A 15,750-nucleotide genomic window follows, 5' to 3' on the forward strand; every position below is an offset into this window, starting at 1 on the left:
ACTATTGACATATTGCAGAGAGGGTAAGTGCATGAGAGCACAGTGGAGTAAAGAAGAAGCCAACGCTTGGTATCAACGGCAGGGATGTCTATGTGGATTCAATTATCTCCCACGCACGGCGGTTAATTGGAACGAGTTATGGCAGGCTGAAACTTTTGATATAGCGACAATCGATGAGGAATTGGGCTGGGCCGAAAATGTTGGCTACAACACGCTGCGTGTGAATTTGCCTTTTATTGTTTGGTTGCACGATAGAGAAGGGCTCTTCGCTCGTATTGATGCTTTCCTCTCAGTGGCGCGAAAACATGGTATGTCGGTGATGCTCACATTAATGGATGACTGTGGGTTTTCAGGCAATGAACCCCATCTCGGTTTGCAAGAAGCGCCCATTCCTGGCGTGCATAACAGCCGCGCAGTGGCTAGCCCCGGACGCGATACCGTGTGCAACCTGTCCGCGAGGAACAGCATTGAGCGTTATATTCACGACGTCATCACGACGTTTCGTGCAGATGGACGCATTCTGCTCTGGGATCTTTATAACGAACCGGGTAATCGAGGAATATTCATCAGTGGAGCCGATGAGGCTTTGTATGCTGAAAAATTGGAGGTTTTCGCGCTGGATTTGCTGCGGCAAGCTTTTCAATGGGCGCGAGACGCGAACCCGATTCAGCCATTGACCGTGGGGGCATGGCATATTCCCGATCCTATTTCTCACCCCGCGAATACCTACCAACATCCGATAGATCAGGAGGCATTAGCACAGTCTGACGTGATCAGTTTCCATGCCTATGTCGCAACGCCTGATATGGTTGGTCTAATAAATCGACTTAACCAATTTGGCAGACCTCTGTTTTGCACCGAATGGCTGGCACGACACGTGGGTAGCACTTTCGAAGAGCAGCTTCCTTTAATGAGGACGCATAATATTGCGTGTTATCACTGGGGATTGGTGGCTGGGAAAACGCAGACCACGCTGCCTTGGCCCAGTATCGTTAAACGCCGTAAAGACTATGCTCATCTTTGGTTCCATGATGTATTTGATGTTCATGGCATACCGTTTCGACAGTCTGAAATGGCGCTGGTTTCACGCTTCATGCATAGCGACGAGATGAGAACATTAGAAACCGATATGAGAAAAAATGACTAGAAAGGATGCATTACGCCCGTTTGCGTAAAATCCCCTGTTTCAGAAAAGATAAATATGTAACTTATCGTCGTTGGTTGCTAGGAAAAAGCTACAATTAACATTAAGGTATGTTTCTCATTGGTGCGTCATAGCTCATCTTTTGAGAATATAGCCTGTTAAGCGCCAGGTTTTTTCTGCCGACGTAGGCTGATGCAGTATGAGGGGATTTCTTATGATGAGAGAACAGATAGAAGCAAAGTTACGCGCCGCGTTTGAACCTTTCTATCTTGAGGTGGTTGATGAAAGTTATCGTCATAACGTACCGGCAGGTTCTGAAAGTCATTTTAAAGTGGTGTTAGTCAGCGATCGTTTCCAAGGTGAGCGATTTCTGACTCGCCATCGTTCAATCTATGGCGTGCTCTCAGAGGAACTGGCCGATGGTGTTCATGCGCTGGCCCTGCATACCTATACGCACAAAGAGTGGGAAGCGTTACAAGATACGGTTCCTGCATCCCCCCCTTGTCGTGGGGCTGGCACCTTAGCCTAAGCTAACTTGCTTAAATAGGCGGCGAAAAGGCAAGTAAATTACCACGAAGGTGGAACTCTTGACCGTTTTTGCTGTATTAATAGCGTGTTCGATGAGAAACGGCCCTTGAGGCCGTTTCTTTTTGCGTAGCGAGTTTTATGATTAGATGCGCAGTCGATTGCATGGCATATCGTCTTTGTTATGGGGCTAAAGCGGTGTGAGCTATAGCCGAAATGGCAAAGGTATCGCTCGAAACTGTGAATCACGCCGCGGACACTTGGTGTGCGGTTCTCGACTCATTGCTCATGCATCGCTATAATGTCGCGTCTATTTTTTCCTGAATGTATTCGGGACGCTTCTATGCCCAAACGACTTGAAGTTGCAGGCAATACAGCAGCGGCTTCAGGTAAGAAGGGATAAACAGGGAACACGGTTCTGGTGAAAGCGGCCGTCCCGGTTCTGTGAAGTCAGGTTTTCTTCGTTGAAAATGGCTTCTGGAGTTGACCGAGCACTGTGATTTTTTGAGGTATAAGATGCAAGTTTCTGTTGAAACCACCGAAGGCCTTGGCCGCCGCGTAAACATTACTGTTGCAGCCGACAGCATTGAAAAAGCAGTAAACAGTGAGCTGGTCAACGTGGCTAAAAAAGCACGTATCGACGGCTTCCGTAAAGGTAAAGTGCCAATGCACATTATCTCTCAGCGTTATGGCGCATCTGTTCGTCAGGACGTTCTGGGTGATCTGATGCAGCGCAACTTCGTTGACGCGATCATCAAAGAAAAACTGAATCCAGCGGGCGCGCCTAAATATGTACCGGGCGAGTACAAACTGGGCGAAGATTTCTCTTTCGCTGTTGAATTCGAAGTTTACCCAGAAATCGAACTGAAAGATCTGGAAAGCATCGAAGTTGAAAAACCAGTTGTTGAAGTTACCGACGCTGACGTTGATGCAATGCTGGATACTCTGCGTAAGCAGCAGGCAACTTGGGCTGCTACCGAACGTGCAGTAGAAGCTGAAGACCGCGTAACCGTAGACTTCACCGGTTCTATCGACGGCGAAGTTTTCGAAGGCGGCAAAGCCTCTGATTTCGTTCTGGCAATGGGCCAGGGCCGTATGATCCCAGGCTTCGAAGAAGGTATTTTGGGCCATAAAGCCGGCGAAGAGTTCGTTATCGACGTTACCTTCCCAGAAGACTACCACGCTGAAAACCTGAAAGGGAAAGCAGCGAAGTTCGATATCGTTCTGAAGAAAGTTGAAGAGCGTGAACTGCCAGAATTCACCGAAGAATTCATCAAACGTTTCGGCGTTGCTGATGGCTCTCTGGACGGTCTGAAAGCTGAAGTGCGTAAAAACATGGAACGCGAACTGAAAGGCGCGGTACGTAACCGTATCAAGTCTCAGGTTATCGACGGCCTGGTTAAAGCTAACGACATCGACGTTCCAGCTGCACTGATTGACGGTGAAGTTGACGTTCTGCGTCGTCAGGCTGCACAGCGTTTCGGTGGCAACGAGAAACAAGCTCTGGAACTGCCACGTGAACTGTTCGAAGAGCAGGCTAAGCGTCGTGTTGTTGTTGGTCTGCTGCTGGGCGAAGTTATCGCTAAGAAAGAGCTGAAGGCTGACGAAGATCGCGTTAAAGCGCTGATCGAAGAGATGGCTTCTGCATACGAAGATCCAAAAGAAGTGATCGAGTTCTACAGCAAAAACAAAGAGCTGATGAACAACATGCGTAATGTTGCTCTGGAAGAACAAGCTGTTGAAGCACTGCTGGCTAGCGCTAAAGTGTCTGAAAAAGCGACCAACTTCAGCGATCTGATGAACCAAACTCAGGCAGCGTAATGTTGCTTTGAATGGTTAATCCGTTCTGAAGTTATAAAAACCTTCGCTCTAGAGCGAAGGTTTTTTTATGGGAAAAGGTTTATTTCTTTGTGTGCCGCCCCCAAATATTGGGCAAGTGTCTAACCTATAACAGCAGACACAGGCAGTTGAGCATGGTCAACATAGTTTATCTACAGTAGAATCAAAGCAAATAATGCCAAAGTGATTTCTATAGGAGACGGTTAATGTCATACAGTGGCGAGCGTGATTTAGCACCGCACATGGCTTTAGTGCCAATGGTTGTTGAACAGACTTCGCGTGGCGAACGTTCATACGATATTTTTTCCCGTCTGTTGAAAGAGCGAATCATCTTCCTGACTGGTCAGGTTGAAGATCACATGGCAAATCTGATCGTGGCTCAGATGCTGTTCCTTGAAGCGGAAAACCCAGAGAAAGATATTCATCTATATATCAACTCACCGGGCGGCGTCATCACTGCGGGAATGTCTATTTATGACACCATGCAGTTTATCAAACCTGACGTAAGCACCATCTGCATGGGGCAAGCCTGTTCCATGGGCGCGTTCCTGCTGACCGCAGGAGCCAAGGGCAAACGCTTCTGTCTGCCAAATTCGCGCGTGATGATTCACCAACCGCTGGGTGGTTTCCAGGGGCAGGCGACGGATATTGAAATCCACGCTAAAGAAATCCTGAAAGTTAAAGCTCGTATGAATGAGCTGATGGCTAAACATTCAGGTAAACCGCTCGAAGAAATTGAGCGTGATACCGAACGTGACCGCTTCTTGTCAGCAGACGAAGCTGTAGAATACGGTTTGGTCGATTCGGTAATGACTCACCGCGGCTGATTGTGTCAGACTACGGCCTTGAATGGTGTAGCCTATCCAACCCTCGGTTCACATAGCAATAACTCGGTTTGCCACTGATGGATAGCGCAACTATCCACATCGGGTCGGTTGCCGATATACTATAGTGAATATAAAGCGTCGGGTGATGCTTTGCATCGTACCAATGGGTTGTATGGCCTATGCTGAAAGGCTGTTTTGCGCAGATTGGTCGCACTGCCGTTGATAGGGTAAGCCATTGGCGACCGATTCGACGGGACAGATACTTAATGAAAGAGGTTTACTGATGACAGATAAGCGCAAAGACGGTTCAGGCAAGCTGCTGTACTGTTCTTTTTGCGGCAAAAGCCAGCATGAAGTTCGTAAGCTGATCGCCGGGCCGTCAGTGTATATCTGCGACGAGTGTGTCGATCTGTGTAATGACATCATTCGCGAAGAGATTAAAGAAGTCGCTCCACATCGTGAGCGTAATGCTTTGCCTACCCCGCACGAAATTCGTAACCATTTAGATGACTACGTTATTGGGCAGGAACAGGCGAAAAAAGTGTTGGCGGTAGCGGTATATAACCACTACAAACGTTTGCGCAATGGCGATACCAGCAACGGTGTTGAACTAGGTAAAAGTAATATTTTGCTGATCGGTCCAACCGGTAGCGGTAAAACGCTGTTGGCTGAAACGCTGGCTCGTTTCTTGGATGTGCCATTTACGATGGCCGATGCTACCACGTTGACCGAAGCGGGTTATGTGGGTGAAGACGTTGAAAATATCATCCAGAAACTGCTGCAGAAATGTGATTACGACGTACAGAAAGCTCAGCGAGGCATCGTTTACATCGACGAAATCGATAAGATTTCTCGTAAGTCGGATAATCCATCGATTACCCGTGACGTATCCGGCGAAGGCGTACAGCAGGCTTTGCTGAAGCTGATTGAAGGTACTATCGCTGCGGTTCCACCACAGGGCGGTCGTAAGCACCCACAGCAGGAGTTCTTGCAGGTTGATACCTCCAAGATTCTGTTTATCTGCGGTGGTGCTTTCGCAGGCTTAGATAAAGTGATTGGCCAGCGCGTAAATACCGGTACTGGTATCGGCTTTGGTGCAACGGTCAAGGCTTTGTCTGAGAAAGCCACCGAAGGTGAGCTGTTGGCTCAAGCTGAACCTGAAGATCTGATCAAATTTGGTCTGATCCCTGAGTTCATCGGTCGTCTACCTGTTGTTGCTACGCTGCGTGAGCTGAGCGAAGACGCACTGATTCAGATCCTGAAAGAGCCAAAAAATGCCCTGACTAAGCAGTATCAGGCATTGTTTAATCTGGAAGGTGTGGATCTGGAATTCCGCGACGAAGCCCTGACGGCGATTGCTAAGAAAGCAATGGCACGTAAAACAGGTGCGCGTGGTTTGCGTTCCATCGTTGAAGCCGCTCTGCTGGAAACGATGTACGACTTACCCTCAATGGAAAACGTCGAAAAAGTCGTCGTTGACGAAAATGTCATCGAGGGTCAGGCGGAGCCAATGCTGATTTATGGCAAACCGGAAGCACAAGCTTCTGGCGAATAATTAGCCAGTAAACTGATGGGTTATCAATAAAATGGGGGATTTTATCTCCCATTTTTTTTTCTGTTGTTGTTTGCGTTGAATCCCTGGTAAACATCCCCATATACTCAGATACAAACTGGGTGAAGCAACAACGTAAAACGGGTTGTAAGATTCCCATAACCTGGCGGAAGCTAAACTAAGAGAGAGCTCTATGAATCCTGAGCGTTCCGAACGCATAGAAATCCCCGTATTGCCTCTGCGCGATGTGGTGGTTTATCCGCACATGGTGATTCCATTGTTCGTGGGCCGAGAAAAGTCTATCCGGTGCCTAGAAGCCGCAATGGATCACGACAAGAAGATCCTGCTGGTCGCACAGAAGGAAGCGTCGACGGATGAACCTGGAGTAAATGACCTTTTCTCTGTAGGTACCGTTGCCTCTATTTTACAGATGCTGAAATTGCCTGACGGCACCGTAAAGGTTCTGGTCGAAGGTCTTCAGCGCGCGCGAATCACCACGTTATCAGACAGTGGTGAACATTTTGCTGCACAGGCCGAATATTTAGAAATTCCAGAAATGGATGAACGCGAGCAGGAAGTTCTGGTTCGCACAGCCATTAATCAGTTTGAAGGCTATATCAAACTGAATAAAAAGATCCCACCAGAAGTGCTGACATCGCTCAACAGTATTGACGATGCGGCTAAGCTGGCAGATACCATTGCTGCTCACATGCCGTTGAAGTTAAACGACAAGCAGGCTGTTTTGGAAATGTCAGACGTGACTGAACGTCTGGAATATCTGATGGCGATGATGGAGTCTGAAATCGATCTGCTGCAGGTTGAAAAACGCATTCGTAACCGCGTTAAAAAGCAGATGGAAAAGAGCCAGCGTGAGTACTATCTGAATGAGCAAATGAAAGCTATTCAGAAAGAGCTGGGCGAAATGGATGATACTCCAGACGAATTCGAAGCGCTGAAGCGCAAAATCGAAGCGGCGAAAATGCCGAAAGATGCGCGCGAAAAAACCGAAGCGGAACTGCAAAAGCTGAAGATGATGTCGCCGATGTCTGCTGAAGCAACGGTGGTTCGTGGCTATATCGACTGGATGATTCAGGTTCCTTGGAATGCGCGCAGTAAGGTCAAAAAAGACCTCAACAAAGCGCAGGAGATTCTGGACACCGACCATTATGGCTTGGAGCGTGTTAAAGACCGTATTCTGGAATATTTAGCAGTCCAGAGCCGCGTAAGCAAAATTAAAGGGCCGATCTTGTGTCTGGTTGGGCCTCCAGGGGTAGGTAAAACCTCTCTGGGTCAGTCAATCGCTCGTGCCACAGGTCGTCAATACGTCCGTATGGCGCTGGGCGGTGTGCGTGATGAAGCGGAGATCCGTGGACATCGCCGCACATATATCGGTTCTATGCCGGGTAAACTGATCCAGAAGATGGCAAAAGTCGGGGTGAAAAACCCGCTGTTCTTGCTCGATGAGATCGACAAGATGTCGTCTGACATGCGTGGCGATCCAGCTTCAGCGCTGCTGGAGGTTCTGGATCCTGAGCAGAATATCGCATTCAACGACCACTATCTGGAAGTGGACTACGATCTGTCCGACGTTATGTTTGTGGCGACCTCAAACTCCATGAACATTCCGGCGCCGTTGCTGGATCGTATGGAAGTGATTCGTCTGTCGGGTTACACCGAAGATGAAAAACTCAACATTGCCAAGCAGCATTTGTTGCCAAAACAGTTAGAGCGCAACGCGCTGAAGAAAGGTGAGTTGACGGTTGATGACAGCGCAATTAGCGGCATTATTCGCTATTACACCCGTGAAGCGGGCGTGCGTAGTCTGGAACGTGAAATCTCGAAACTGTGCCGTAAAGCAGTGAAAAATCTGCTGATGGATAAATCCGTCAAGCACATTGAGATCAACGGCGATAACCTGAAAGATTTCCTTGGCGTACAGCGTTACGACTATGGCCGTGCGGATAGTGAAAACCGCGTTGGTCAGGTAACCGGCTTGGCGTGGACTGAAGTGGGTGGTGATCTGCTGACCATTGAAACGGCCTGTGTGCCGGGCAAAGGTAAGCTGACTTACACCGGTTCTTTAGGTGAGGTTATGCAGGAGTCTATTCAGGCTGCGCTGACCGTAGTGCGTGCTCGCGCGGAGAAATTAGGCATTAACCCTGATTTCTATGAAAAACGCGATATTCACGTTCACGTACCTGAAGGTGCTACGCCGAAGGACGGTCCAAGTGCCGGTATTGCCATGTGCACCGCGCTGGTTTCATGCCTGACGGGTAATCCAGTTCGCGCTGATGTTGCCATGACGGGGGAAATTACGCTGCGTGGTTTAGTGCTCCCTATCGGTGGATTGAAAGAAAAACTGCTGGCTGCGCACCGTGGTGGAATTAAAACGGTACTGATCCCAGATGAGAACAAACGTGATTTGGAAGAGATTCCAGACAACGTCTTGGCCGACCTGGATATCCATCCGGTAAAACGAATTGATGAAGTTTTAGCCTTGGCGCTGCAAAATTCACCGTTTGGAATGGAAGTGGTCACCGCGAAATAGTGATATATCGCAAAAACCTCTGATAAAACCTATGCTGGCAGCCCATTTCGGACTTGCCAGCATTTTTTTGTGCAGCTAACTTAGAACCCTGTCAAATTAGGAAAAGCCGCATTTGATGTGTCTTGCCATGAACTGACAGGATTGATATAACTGCTGCGCAGCCGTACCCAAAGGACAATATTCCAGTACGGCATAAGATTTCTAAAGGGGATGAAAGAGTGAATAAGTCACAACTGGTCGATAAGATTGCCGAAGGTGCAGATATTTCTAAAGCGGCTGCTGGCCGCGCATTAGATGCGATTATTGCGTCTGTTACTGAGTCTTTGCAGAGCGGTGATTCTGTTGCTCTGGTCGGTTTTGGTACTTTTGACGTGCGTGAACGTTCTGCACGTACTGGTCGTAACCCTCAGACCGGTAAAGAAATCAGCATTCCTGCTGCAAAAGTTCCTGGTTTCCGTGCTGGCAAGGCGCTGAAAGACGCAGTTAATTAATTGTGCGTCAGGTTCAACCATCTGAATTTGTTTGTATGTTATGACTCCGTGTGAGTGCAAACAGTGAAACATTAGACTGACGTGGTTGAGCTGCTAGGGTAAAATACAAGGCGCATCATAAACGATGCGCTTTTTTTATGGCTAAAGTTTCATGGAAACAGAGTCTCTCCCAGTAAGCCGATTCGCTTAACAGGAGTGGTTTTTGATTTAATAGCCAATTTAGTCGTATTACGTGTGCAGTGTTGGCTACGAATCAGATAGACTGAGCCGACAAAAATTACTGTATTACCCACAATCACAGCGGAGTGTTGCCACACTATGATGGACAATTTACGCGCGGCCGCTAATCACGTCGTGCTCAAAATCATCCTGGGCCTAATCATCGTGTCATTTGTTTTGACCGGGGTAGGGGGTTATTTGACCGGCGGTTCCGGTGACTATGCGGCTAAGGTCGATGGTCAGGAAATTAGCCGTGGTCAGCTTGAGCAAGCGGTTCAAAGCGAACGCAGTCGTTTACAGCAGCAATTGGGCGACCAGTTTTCAGTGTTGGCAGGGAACGAAGGTTACATGAAGGAGCTGCGTAAGCAGGCTCTTAACCGCCTGATTGACGATATGCTGCTTGACCAGTATGCCAAGAAATTGGGACTGGGGATTAGCGATGAACAAGTGAAAGAAGCCATCTGGGCGATGCCTTATTTCCAGACGAATAATCAGTTTGATAATGCCAAGTATCTGAGCATCATTGCCAACATGGGGCTGACGCCAGATAACTATGCACAGCTAGTTCGTCAGCAATTAACCAGCCAACAGCTGATTCAGGCCTATACGGCGACAGGCTTCACTCTGCCAGTCGAAGTTGAAGCTATGGCTGCGCTCACCATGCAACAGCGTGATGTGCGTCTGGCGACGATTGATATCAAGGCGCTAGAAAAAGATCAGAAAGTCACTGATGAAGAGCTGAAAGCTTATTATGAGCAGAATAAGAATAGCTTCATCGCACCTGAAGAAGTGAAGGTCAGCTACATCGAAATGGATGCCGCGGCGATTCAGGATAAAGTCACCGTTTCTGATGATGAGATTGCAGCCTATTACGATCAGCACAAATCCAGCTATACCCAGCCAGAGCGTAAAGACTACAGCGTTATTCAGGTAAAAACTGAAGCTGATGCTAAAGCGGTACTGGATGAGCTAAACAGCGGCGCAGATTTTGCCAAAGTGGCAGCGGAGAAATCTACTGACATCATTTCGCGCAAAAAAGGCGGTGAGCTGGGCTGGTTAGAACCAGGTACAACACCCGATGAAATTCTGGGCGCGAAGTTAACCACCAAAGGCCAGCTTTCTGGCGCGGTGAAGTCGAGCGTTGGCTATCTGGTTGTTCGTTTGAATGACATCAAGCCAGAGCTGGTTAAGCCATTGGCTGAAGTTCGTGCGGACATTGAGGCTCAGGTTAAACAGCAAAAAGCGCTGGATGCCTTCTTTGCCTTGCAGCAAAAGGTCAGCGATTCAGCTACCAGTGATAATGAGTCTTTAGCCGGTGCGGAAGAGGCTGCTGGTGTGAAAGCGACCGAAACGGGTTGGTTTACACGCGATAACGTTCCTGCGGCTATCAACTTCAAACCCGTTACTCAGGCTATCTTTGAGGGTTCTCTGTTTGGTGAAAATGGTGCGCCGGGCAGTAACTCTGATGTGATCAGCGTTGAAGGCGACCGTGCTTTTGTTATCCGTATTTCTGCTCATAAACCAGAAGCGGTGAAGCCAATGGATCAGGTGAAAGAGCAAATCACCGAGATGGTGAAACGCCAGAAAGCTATCCAGCAGGCGCGTACTGAAGGCGATAAACTGCTGACTGCGCTGCAGGCAGGTAAAGGTGAGGAAGCACTGAAAGCCGCAGGTATTAGCTTTGGTGCAGAACAAACATTGACTCGTGCTTCTGAAGATCGTCAGTTAGCTGATACCGTGTTTGCGTTAGCTCAGCCAAAAGACAACAAGCCTGTTTATGGTTTGGCTCAGGATCGTCAGGATAACATTGTGCTGATTCAGCTTGATGCGGTGAAGTCTGGTCATTTGAGCAACGAGGAGCTTAAAGCCTTCTCTTCTCAGATGTTAACAGGCTCAACGGGTATTACTTTTGACTCTCTGATGGATAATTTGCGCGCTAATGCCAAAATTAAATTAGGCAGCGCAGCGAGCGAAATGCAGTAAGCATCGCAATAAATTTGCACTCTGGTGCAATAACAAAAGGCCGCTTATGCGGCCTTTTCCATATCTGCATAATGCTATTTGTGATGTTTTTTGCCCTGTTGCACCCTGTGCCCGCTGACACATAACAGGAGAATTTCAGCATGAAAAAACAAAGTATGATGGTGTCTTTATTCAGTGTGTGGATGTTGCTGACAGGGGCTTTACTGCTGCCGTCACAAGCTCAGTCTGCAACCACAAACAGGCCGGTTTCCCCAAGCGTAGAGCAAGCGCCAAAGGCGGCCGATCCACAGCCAGCGACTAAAGAGAGTTCGTCAGGTATAACGGGAACCAGCGTCAATATTAACACTGCTAGCGCAGAGCAAATGGCGACGGTGCTGAATGGCGTCGGGCTCAAGAAGGCACAGGCTATCGTTGAGTATCGTGAGAAAAATGGTGCTTTCACTCAGATCGAGCAGTTAGAGGAAGTTAAAGGCATTGGCGCTTCTCTCATTGAACGTAACCGTGATCGTTTAAAATTGTGATCGAGCACAAAAATCAGTGGTCTAACCAGTTTGGTTTTTTAACACTCTGCTACTTTCAATAGTGCGCTAAGCGTTAAGCCTCGCTGGGGAGGTGGCCGTGATTTATCACGGTTGCCTCAGATGAAATAGAGATTATTTTGAAAGGCCATTCGAACGATGAGCAATGCAACCATCATTAAGGTTAGGGGATACCATTTAGATGTCTATCAGCATGTTAATAATGCTCGCTATCTAGAATTCCTTGAGGAAGCGCGTTGGCAATGGCTTGAAGACCATGGTGCTTTTGAGTGGATGATGAAAGAAGCCATTGCTTTTATGGTAGTGAACCTAAATATTAACTATCGTCGCGGTGCAGTGTTGAATGATGAGTTAATTGTTGAGAGCAAACTTCATCAGCTCAATGGTCGAAGCGGTGTTTTAAATCAAAAGATTACCCGTACATCCGATAATGAAATCATTATTGATGCGGCATTAACGTTTGTGTGCACCGATCTGAAAACGCAAAAAGCGTTGCCCCTAGAGGGGGCCTTACGCGATCGCTTGCTGGAATTGAGCGGAAATAAGTGAAGGGACATTGGCTGAGCCGCCAGTGTAAAAAACATAGCGGCTTCGTAAATGTTATAAACCGGTCTTTTCTTTCAGGCTGGCGGAGACGACTGCTTGGTTTGCCAAATACTCATTTAACCCGTGAGAACGCAGATGGCAGGCTGCGCATTCGCCACAACCGTCGCCCTGAATACCGTTATAGCAGGTCAACGTTTCTCGGCGTACCAGATCCAGTTTTTGGTAATGATCGGCCAAGGCCCAAGTTTCGGCTTTGTTCAGCCACATTAGCGGAGTTTCAAAGCGAACGTCGCGTGCCATACCGAGCGTAATCGCTTTGTTGAGAGCCTTAACGAACTCATCACGGCAGTCTGGGTAGCCAGAAAAATCGGTTTCACATACGCCCGTAATCACTGCTTCTGCCTGAACTTGATAGGCGTAGATTGCGGCTAACGTGAGAAACAGAATATTTCGACCTGGTACGAACGTGTTTGGGATACCGTCTTCGCTTTCGGTGGGAACGGGGATGTTGTCACGAGTCAGGCTGCTGATAGCCAGTTCATTGAGTAAACCCACATCCAAGACTTTATGTGCCGAAGCACCCAGTTTAATAGCGAGATCGCGCGCCACGTCGATTTCGGCACGATGGCGTTGGCCATAATCAAATGTGATGCAATGCACTTCATCATATTGATCTAATGCCTGAATCAGACAAGTTGTGGAATCTTGACCGCCACTGAATACTACCACCGCGCGTTTCATCGCCTTACCTCTATAGTTCAAAAAAACAGAGGCAGACAAAAAATTGCCTGCCATTGCGCTATCTATAATTTAAATCGGTTCAGTATATGGTAACGGCTGCGTGAAGGGATGAACAGCCTGACCTTTAATCTGTTGGTGCTGGCACCCACGCTTGGCTGAAATCAAACCATCCGTAAGCGGTGAGGATCACGCCTTCAACTCTTGGGGGCGCGCTGATCTGATACTGATAGTTAAACAGCGGCATGATAATGCCCTGCTGCATCAGATGGGCATAGTAATCGCGAAGAGCATAGTGTCGCAGGGTTTCATCGCTGATGAGTTGCACGTCATCAAGCACTGCACGACATTGTAACTGCTCGGTGTGACTCAAAATGGCTTGCCAGAGAATATCGACTCTCAGCCAGTTTTCCAGTGCCATCTCCGGTGACTCTCCGATGAGTCGATCGCCTAAAACAATGTCAACATCTTCAAACTGTTCGCGTGATTCCCAGCGTTTGCCATCATGGAAGCGAACTTCCAGTTCACATCCCGCTTGAGCAAGGCGCTCCTGTAAGCGTTCAGAGAGCGCGGTGAGCTCAGCGGGAGGGTGATAGAGTAATGTGAGTTTTGGCGGCAAACTGACGGGCTCAGTGGTTGGTTCAGGTAATGGCCAACCAGACAACATTTCACTGCTACGTGCGATCAAACCATTCTCAATCGGCAATTGGTTCAGCGTATTCTCTTCGCGGATGAGCGTCGTTAAATAGCGTCTTTGTATCTCGGTGAGTTTTCCTCGTTTTTGATTGATAGCGATATAACAAAAGCCCACGCTGGTACTCCGTTGTACCGGACGTACGCTGTCTAACTCCTCGTATTGTCCAATAGTGATTTTTACTGGGTGTTGGCAACTGGGGGCAACGGACAATTGATCGGGGCTTGATGTGATCCAATATTCGATGGCATGTAGATAAGGGCGGTGCAGATGATAGCTACTGTGCTGCTCAAGCCGAATTAGCATATCTGACGAGCTGATTTGGCGGAAAGGTCCTGCCCCGATCTCAGCAAAATCAGGATGAGGGAGCAGGCACAGCATATCGGCTAAACGATGGGCTAGCCAATAGTCCGGACGCTTTAATGTAAAACGGAGACAGAGTGCATGGGGCAATGAGATCTGCTCAATGCTATCGAGGAAACTGCCGCAGCGTGGATGCGAACGCAGATGCTCTAAAGTTTGTACTAGCTGTTCTGCGGATATCGGTTGCCCGTTATGCCAACGTAGATCGCTGCGTAGCAAAAACTGCCAACGTAGACCGTCGCTACTGGTTTGCCAGTGATGGGCCAAATCCGGCTGAGGAATAGGATTACCGGTCACAAAACGGGTGAGTCCTGCATGAATAGTATGTGCAAGATGCTGCTCTGCTCGCCCAGTGAGCGTCAAAGGGACGATGGGTTCTAACGTACGGTAGTAGGGGATACGTAGCGTGGGCAGATCGGAATCCCACTGGCCGCCCAGATGAGGCATCAGCAGTTCATTCAAATGGCTAGGATCGCGCTCGGCCAGTTTCAATGCATTTTGGTGATCGCCAATTTTCAGCAATTGCTGCATGAGAGTCGCGCGCAGTTGCTGTTCTGGAATTAAGCAGTGGAGGCGGGCTCGTTTGCCACGGCCTGCCGTTGCATGCCATTCCAGCCATTTTAATGCTTGTAGCTGGGTAAGCAGGGTACGGACATGTCGTTCGCTACAACAAAAGACACTCGCCAGTTCAGCCACGGTGGTGGAAATGGGCTCATCACCGGCGAACTGATTTAAACGTTGATATTGACTGAGCCTTTGTAACAGTCGCATCGCTAAATCCTGAACAATTTTCTTTAATTGTTCACTATTAGTTCCGTAAATGCCACGCCATACTGAGTCACTCAATATCTCGGTCACAAAAAGAGGTTTCGGTATGGTTCGTTTAGCTGCCTTTGATATGGATGGCACTCTATTAATGCCCGATCATCAAGTTGGCGCTGAAACCTTAGATGCGCTGCATCGCTTGCTTGAACAAAACGTTGCATTGACTTTTGCGACCGGTCGCCATTTCCTTGAAGTTCGAACCATTGCGCGCCGTTTAGGACTGCATGGTTACATGATCACCGGCAATGGAACCCGGGTTCACGACTGCGAGGGGAATAATCTCTTTGCTCAGGATCTTTCGCCAGAAATTGCGCAAGAAGTGTTGCATTCGCATTGGGGCACTGACGCCTCGATGCATGTATTTAGGGATGATGGCTGGCTTACTACGAATGAACTTCCTGAATTGTTAACGCCCCACGCGGAAAATGGATTTGGTTATAAAATTATGCCGCTGCGTTCATTGCCCGCCTTTGGCATCAGTAAAATCTGCTTCTGTGGCGATCATGACGCTCTAATACAATTGCAGGCTCGCCTACTGCAGCATTTTGGCAACGCTGTCGATTTTTGTTTTTCTGCCTACGATTGCTTAGAGGTTCTGCCAAAAGGGACAAATAAAGGCTCGGCGCTAAGTCACTTGTGCAACCATTTAGATATCGATCTTGCTGACTGTATGGCATTTGGTGATGCAATGAACGACCGAGAAATGCTTGGCATGGTGGGAAAAGGCTACATCATGGGTAATGCATTGCCGCAGCTTAAGGCAAGTCTGCCGCATTTAGAGATTATCGGCCACTGCCAGCATCAGGCGGTGGCTAAACAGTTGAATACTTGGCTGAGTTCACCTAAAAAACCTCACCATTCCCCCGAATAACGAGGATTCTTTTTCAGCCACCGGGCAGCCGCATATTGCATGCAGC

The 15,750-nt window shown here is 48.3% G+C and carries 13 protein-coding genes; 11 read left to right on the plus strand and 2 right to left on the minus strand.

The window, feature by feature from the left end; translation table 11 throughout:
- Positions 1 to 31: 31 nt before the first annotated feature.
- The 10 genes from M988_RS05240 (at position 32) to M988_RS05285 (ending at position 12,216) form a co-directional block, all read left to right on the plus strand.
- The gene (locus M988_RS05240) at positions 32 to 1,147 is read left to right on the plus strand and encodes a glycoside hydrolase 5 family protein (protein WP_064573168.1); all 1,116 of its coding nucleotides are present in this window, start codon (positions 32 to 34) and stop codon (positions 1,145 to 1,147) included.
- A 196-nt stretch (positions 1,148 to 1,343) separates the two neighbouring features.
- Positions 1,344 to 1,673, plus strand: coding sequence for a transcriptional regulator BolA (gene bolA, locus M988_RS05245; RefSeq protein WP_004091708.1), 330 nt, complete (start codon positions 1,344 to 1,346; stop codon positions 1,671 to 1,673).
- A gap of 512 nt (positions 1,674 to 2,185) precedes the next feature.
- The gene (gene tig, locus M988_RS05250; RefSeq protein WP_004091710.1) at positions 2,186 to 3,490 is read left to right on the plus strand and encodes a trigger factor; all 1,305 of its coding nucleotides are present in this window, start codon (positions 2,186 to 2,188) and stop codon (positions 3,488 to 3,490) included.
- 224 nt (positions 3,491 to 3,714) lie between these two features.
- The gene (clpP, locus tag M988_RS05255) at positions 3,715 to 4,335 is read left to right on the plus strand and encodes an ATP-dependent Clp endopeptidase proteolytic subunit ClpP (RefSeq protein WP_004091711.1); all 621 of its coding nucleotides are present in this window, start codon (positions 3,715 to 3,717) and stop codon (positions 4,333 to 4,335) included.
- Positions 4,336 to 4,618: 283 nt separating this feature from the next.
- Positions 4,619 to 5,890, plus strand: a complete 1,272-nt coding sequence (gene clpX, locus M988_RS05260) for an ATP-dependent protease ATP-binding subunit ClpX (RefSeq protein ID WP_008814267.1) — start codon at positions 4,619 to 4,621, stop codon at positions 5,888 to 5,890.
- A gap of 190 nt (positions 5,891 to 6,080) precedes the next feature.
- Complete coding sequence (lon, locus tag M988_RS05265; protein WP_004091714.1) at positions 6,081 to 8,435, plus strand: endopeptidase La; 2,355 nt, start codon at positions 6,081 to 6,083, stop codon at positions 8,433 to 8,435.
- 218 nt (positions 8,436 to 8,653) lie between these two features.
- On the plus strand, positions 8,654 to 8,926 hold the full coding sequence (hupB, locus tag M988_RS05270) for a nucleoid-associated protein HU-beta (protein ID WP_008814266.1): 273 nt from the start codon (positions 8,654 to 8,656) through the stop codon (positions 8,924 to 8,926).
- Positions 8,927 to 9,244: 318 nt separating this feature from the next.
- Positions 9,245 to 11,128, plus strand: coding sequence for a peptidylprolyl isomerase (gene ppiD, locus M988_RS05275; RefSeq protein WP_064573169.1), 1,884 nt, complete (start codon positions 9,245 to 9,247; stop codon positions 11,126 to 11,128).
- A 140-nt stretch (positions 11,129 to 11,268) separates the two neighbouring features.
- Positions 11,269 to 11,649, plus strand: coding sequence for a ComEA family DNA-binding protein (locus M988_RS05280; RefSeq protein WP_008814264.1), 381 nt, complete (start codon positions 11,269 to 11,271; stop codon positions 11,647 to 11,649).
- Positions 11,650 to 11,805: 156 nt separating this feature from the next.
- Positions 11,806 to 12,216 (plus strand): acyl-CoA thioesterase, encoded by a 411-nt coding sequence (locus M988_RS05285; RefSeq protein WP_064573170.1) that lies wholly within the window; start codon positions 11,806 to 11,808, stop codon positions 12,214 to 12,216.
- A gap of 51 nt (positions 12,217 to 12,267) precedes the next feature.
- Here M988_RS05285 and queC read toward each other — a convergent pair whose 3' ends face one another.
- Together queC and M988_RS05295 are read right to left on the minus strand one after the other, a co-directional pair.
- Entirely contained in the window at positions 12,268 to 12,954 is a 687-nt protein-coding gene (gene queC / locus M988_RS05290) for a 7-cyano-7-deazaguanine synthase QueC (protein ID WP_020303632.1), read from the minus strand.
- A gap of 124 nt (positions 12,955 to 13,078) precedes the next feature.
- Positions 13,079 to 14,779: an SgrR family transcriptional regulator gene (locus M988_RS05295; protein WP_008814261.1), complete on the minus strand. Its 1,701-nt coding sequence runs from the start codon at positions 14,777 to 14,779 to the stop codon at positions 13,079 to 13,081.
- 103 nt (positions 14,780 to 14,882) lie between these two features.
- Between M988_RS05295 and cof the strand changes: the two genes are divergently transcribed.
- Complete coding sequence (gene cof / locus M988_RS05300) at positions 14,883 to 15,704, plus strand: HMP-PP phosphatase (protein WP_008814260.1); 822 nt, start codon at positions 14,883 to 14,885, stop codon at positions 15,702 to 15,704.
- The last annotated feature ends 46 nt before the right edge of the window (positions 15,705 to 15,750 follow it).

The sequence above is a fragment of the Hafnia paralvei ATCC 29927 genome, from assembly GCF_001655005.1.
GTDB classification, from domain to species: Bacteria; Pseudomonadota; Gammaproteobacteria; order Enterobacterales; family Enterobacteriaceae; genus Hafnia; species Hafnia paralvei.

Excerpts from the sequence above, each read along its gene's own strand:
- M988_RS05240 (WP_064573168.1), top strand. The coding sequence starts at position 32 with ATGAGAGCACAGTGGAGTAAAGAAGAAGCCAACGCTTGGTATCAACGG.
- bolA (WP_004091708.1), top strand. The coding sequence starts at position 1,344 with ATGAGGGGATTTCTTATGATGAGAGAACAGATAGAAGCAAAGTTACGC.
- tig (WP_004091710.1), top strand. The coding sequence starts at position 2,186 with ATGCAAGTTTCTGTTGAAACCACCGAAGGCCTTGGCCGCCGCGTAAAC.
- clpP (WP_004091711.1), top strand. The coding sequence starts at position 3,715 with ATGTCATACAGTGGCGAGCGTGATTTAGCACCGCACATGGCTTTAGTG.
- clpX (WP_008814267.1), top strand. The coding sequence starts at position 4,619 with ATGACAGATAAGCGCAAAGACGGTTCAGGCAAGCTGCTGTACTGTTCT.
- lon (WP_004091714.1), top strand. The coding sequence starts at position 6,081 with ATGAATCCTGAGCGTTCCGAACGCATAGAAATCCCCGTATTGCCTCTG.
- ppiD (WP_064573169.1), top strand. The coding sequence starts at position 9,245 with ATGATGGACAATTTACGCGCGGCCGCTAATCACGTCGTGCTCAAAATC.
- M988_RS05280 (WP_008814264.1), top strand. The coding sequence starts at position 11,269 with ATGAAAAAACAAAGTATGATGGTGTCTTTATTCAGTGTGTGGATGTTG.
- M988_RS05285 (WP_064573170.1), top strand. The coding sequence starts at position 11,806 with ATGAGCAATGCAACCATCATTAAGGTTAGGGGATACCATTTAGATGTC.
- queC (WP_020303632.1), bottom strand. The coding sequence starts at position 12,954 with ATGAAACGCGCGGTGGTAGTATTCAGTGGCGGTCAAGATTCCACAACT.
- M988_RS05295 (WP_008814261.1), bottom strand. The coding sequence starts at position 14,779 with ATGCGACTGTTACAAAGGCTCAGTCAATATCAACGTTTAAATCAGTTC.
- cof (WP_008814260.1), top strand. The coding sequence starts at position 14,883 with ATGGTTCGTTTAGCTGCCTTTGATATGGATGGCACTCTATTAATGCCC.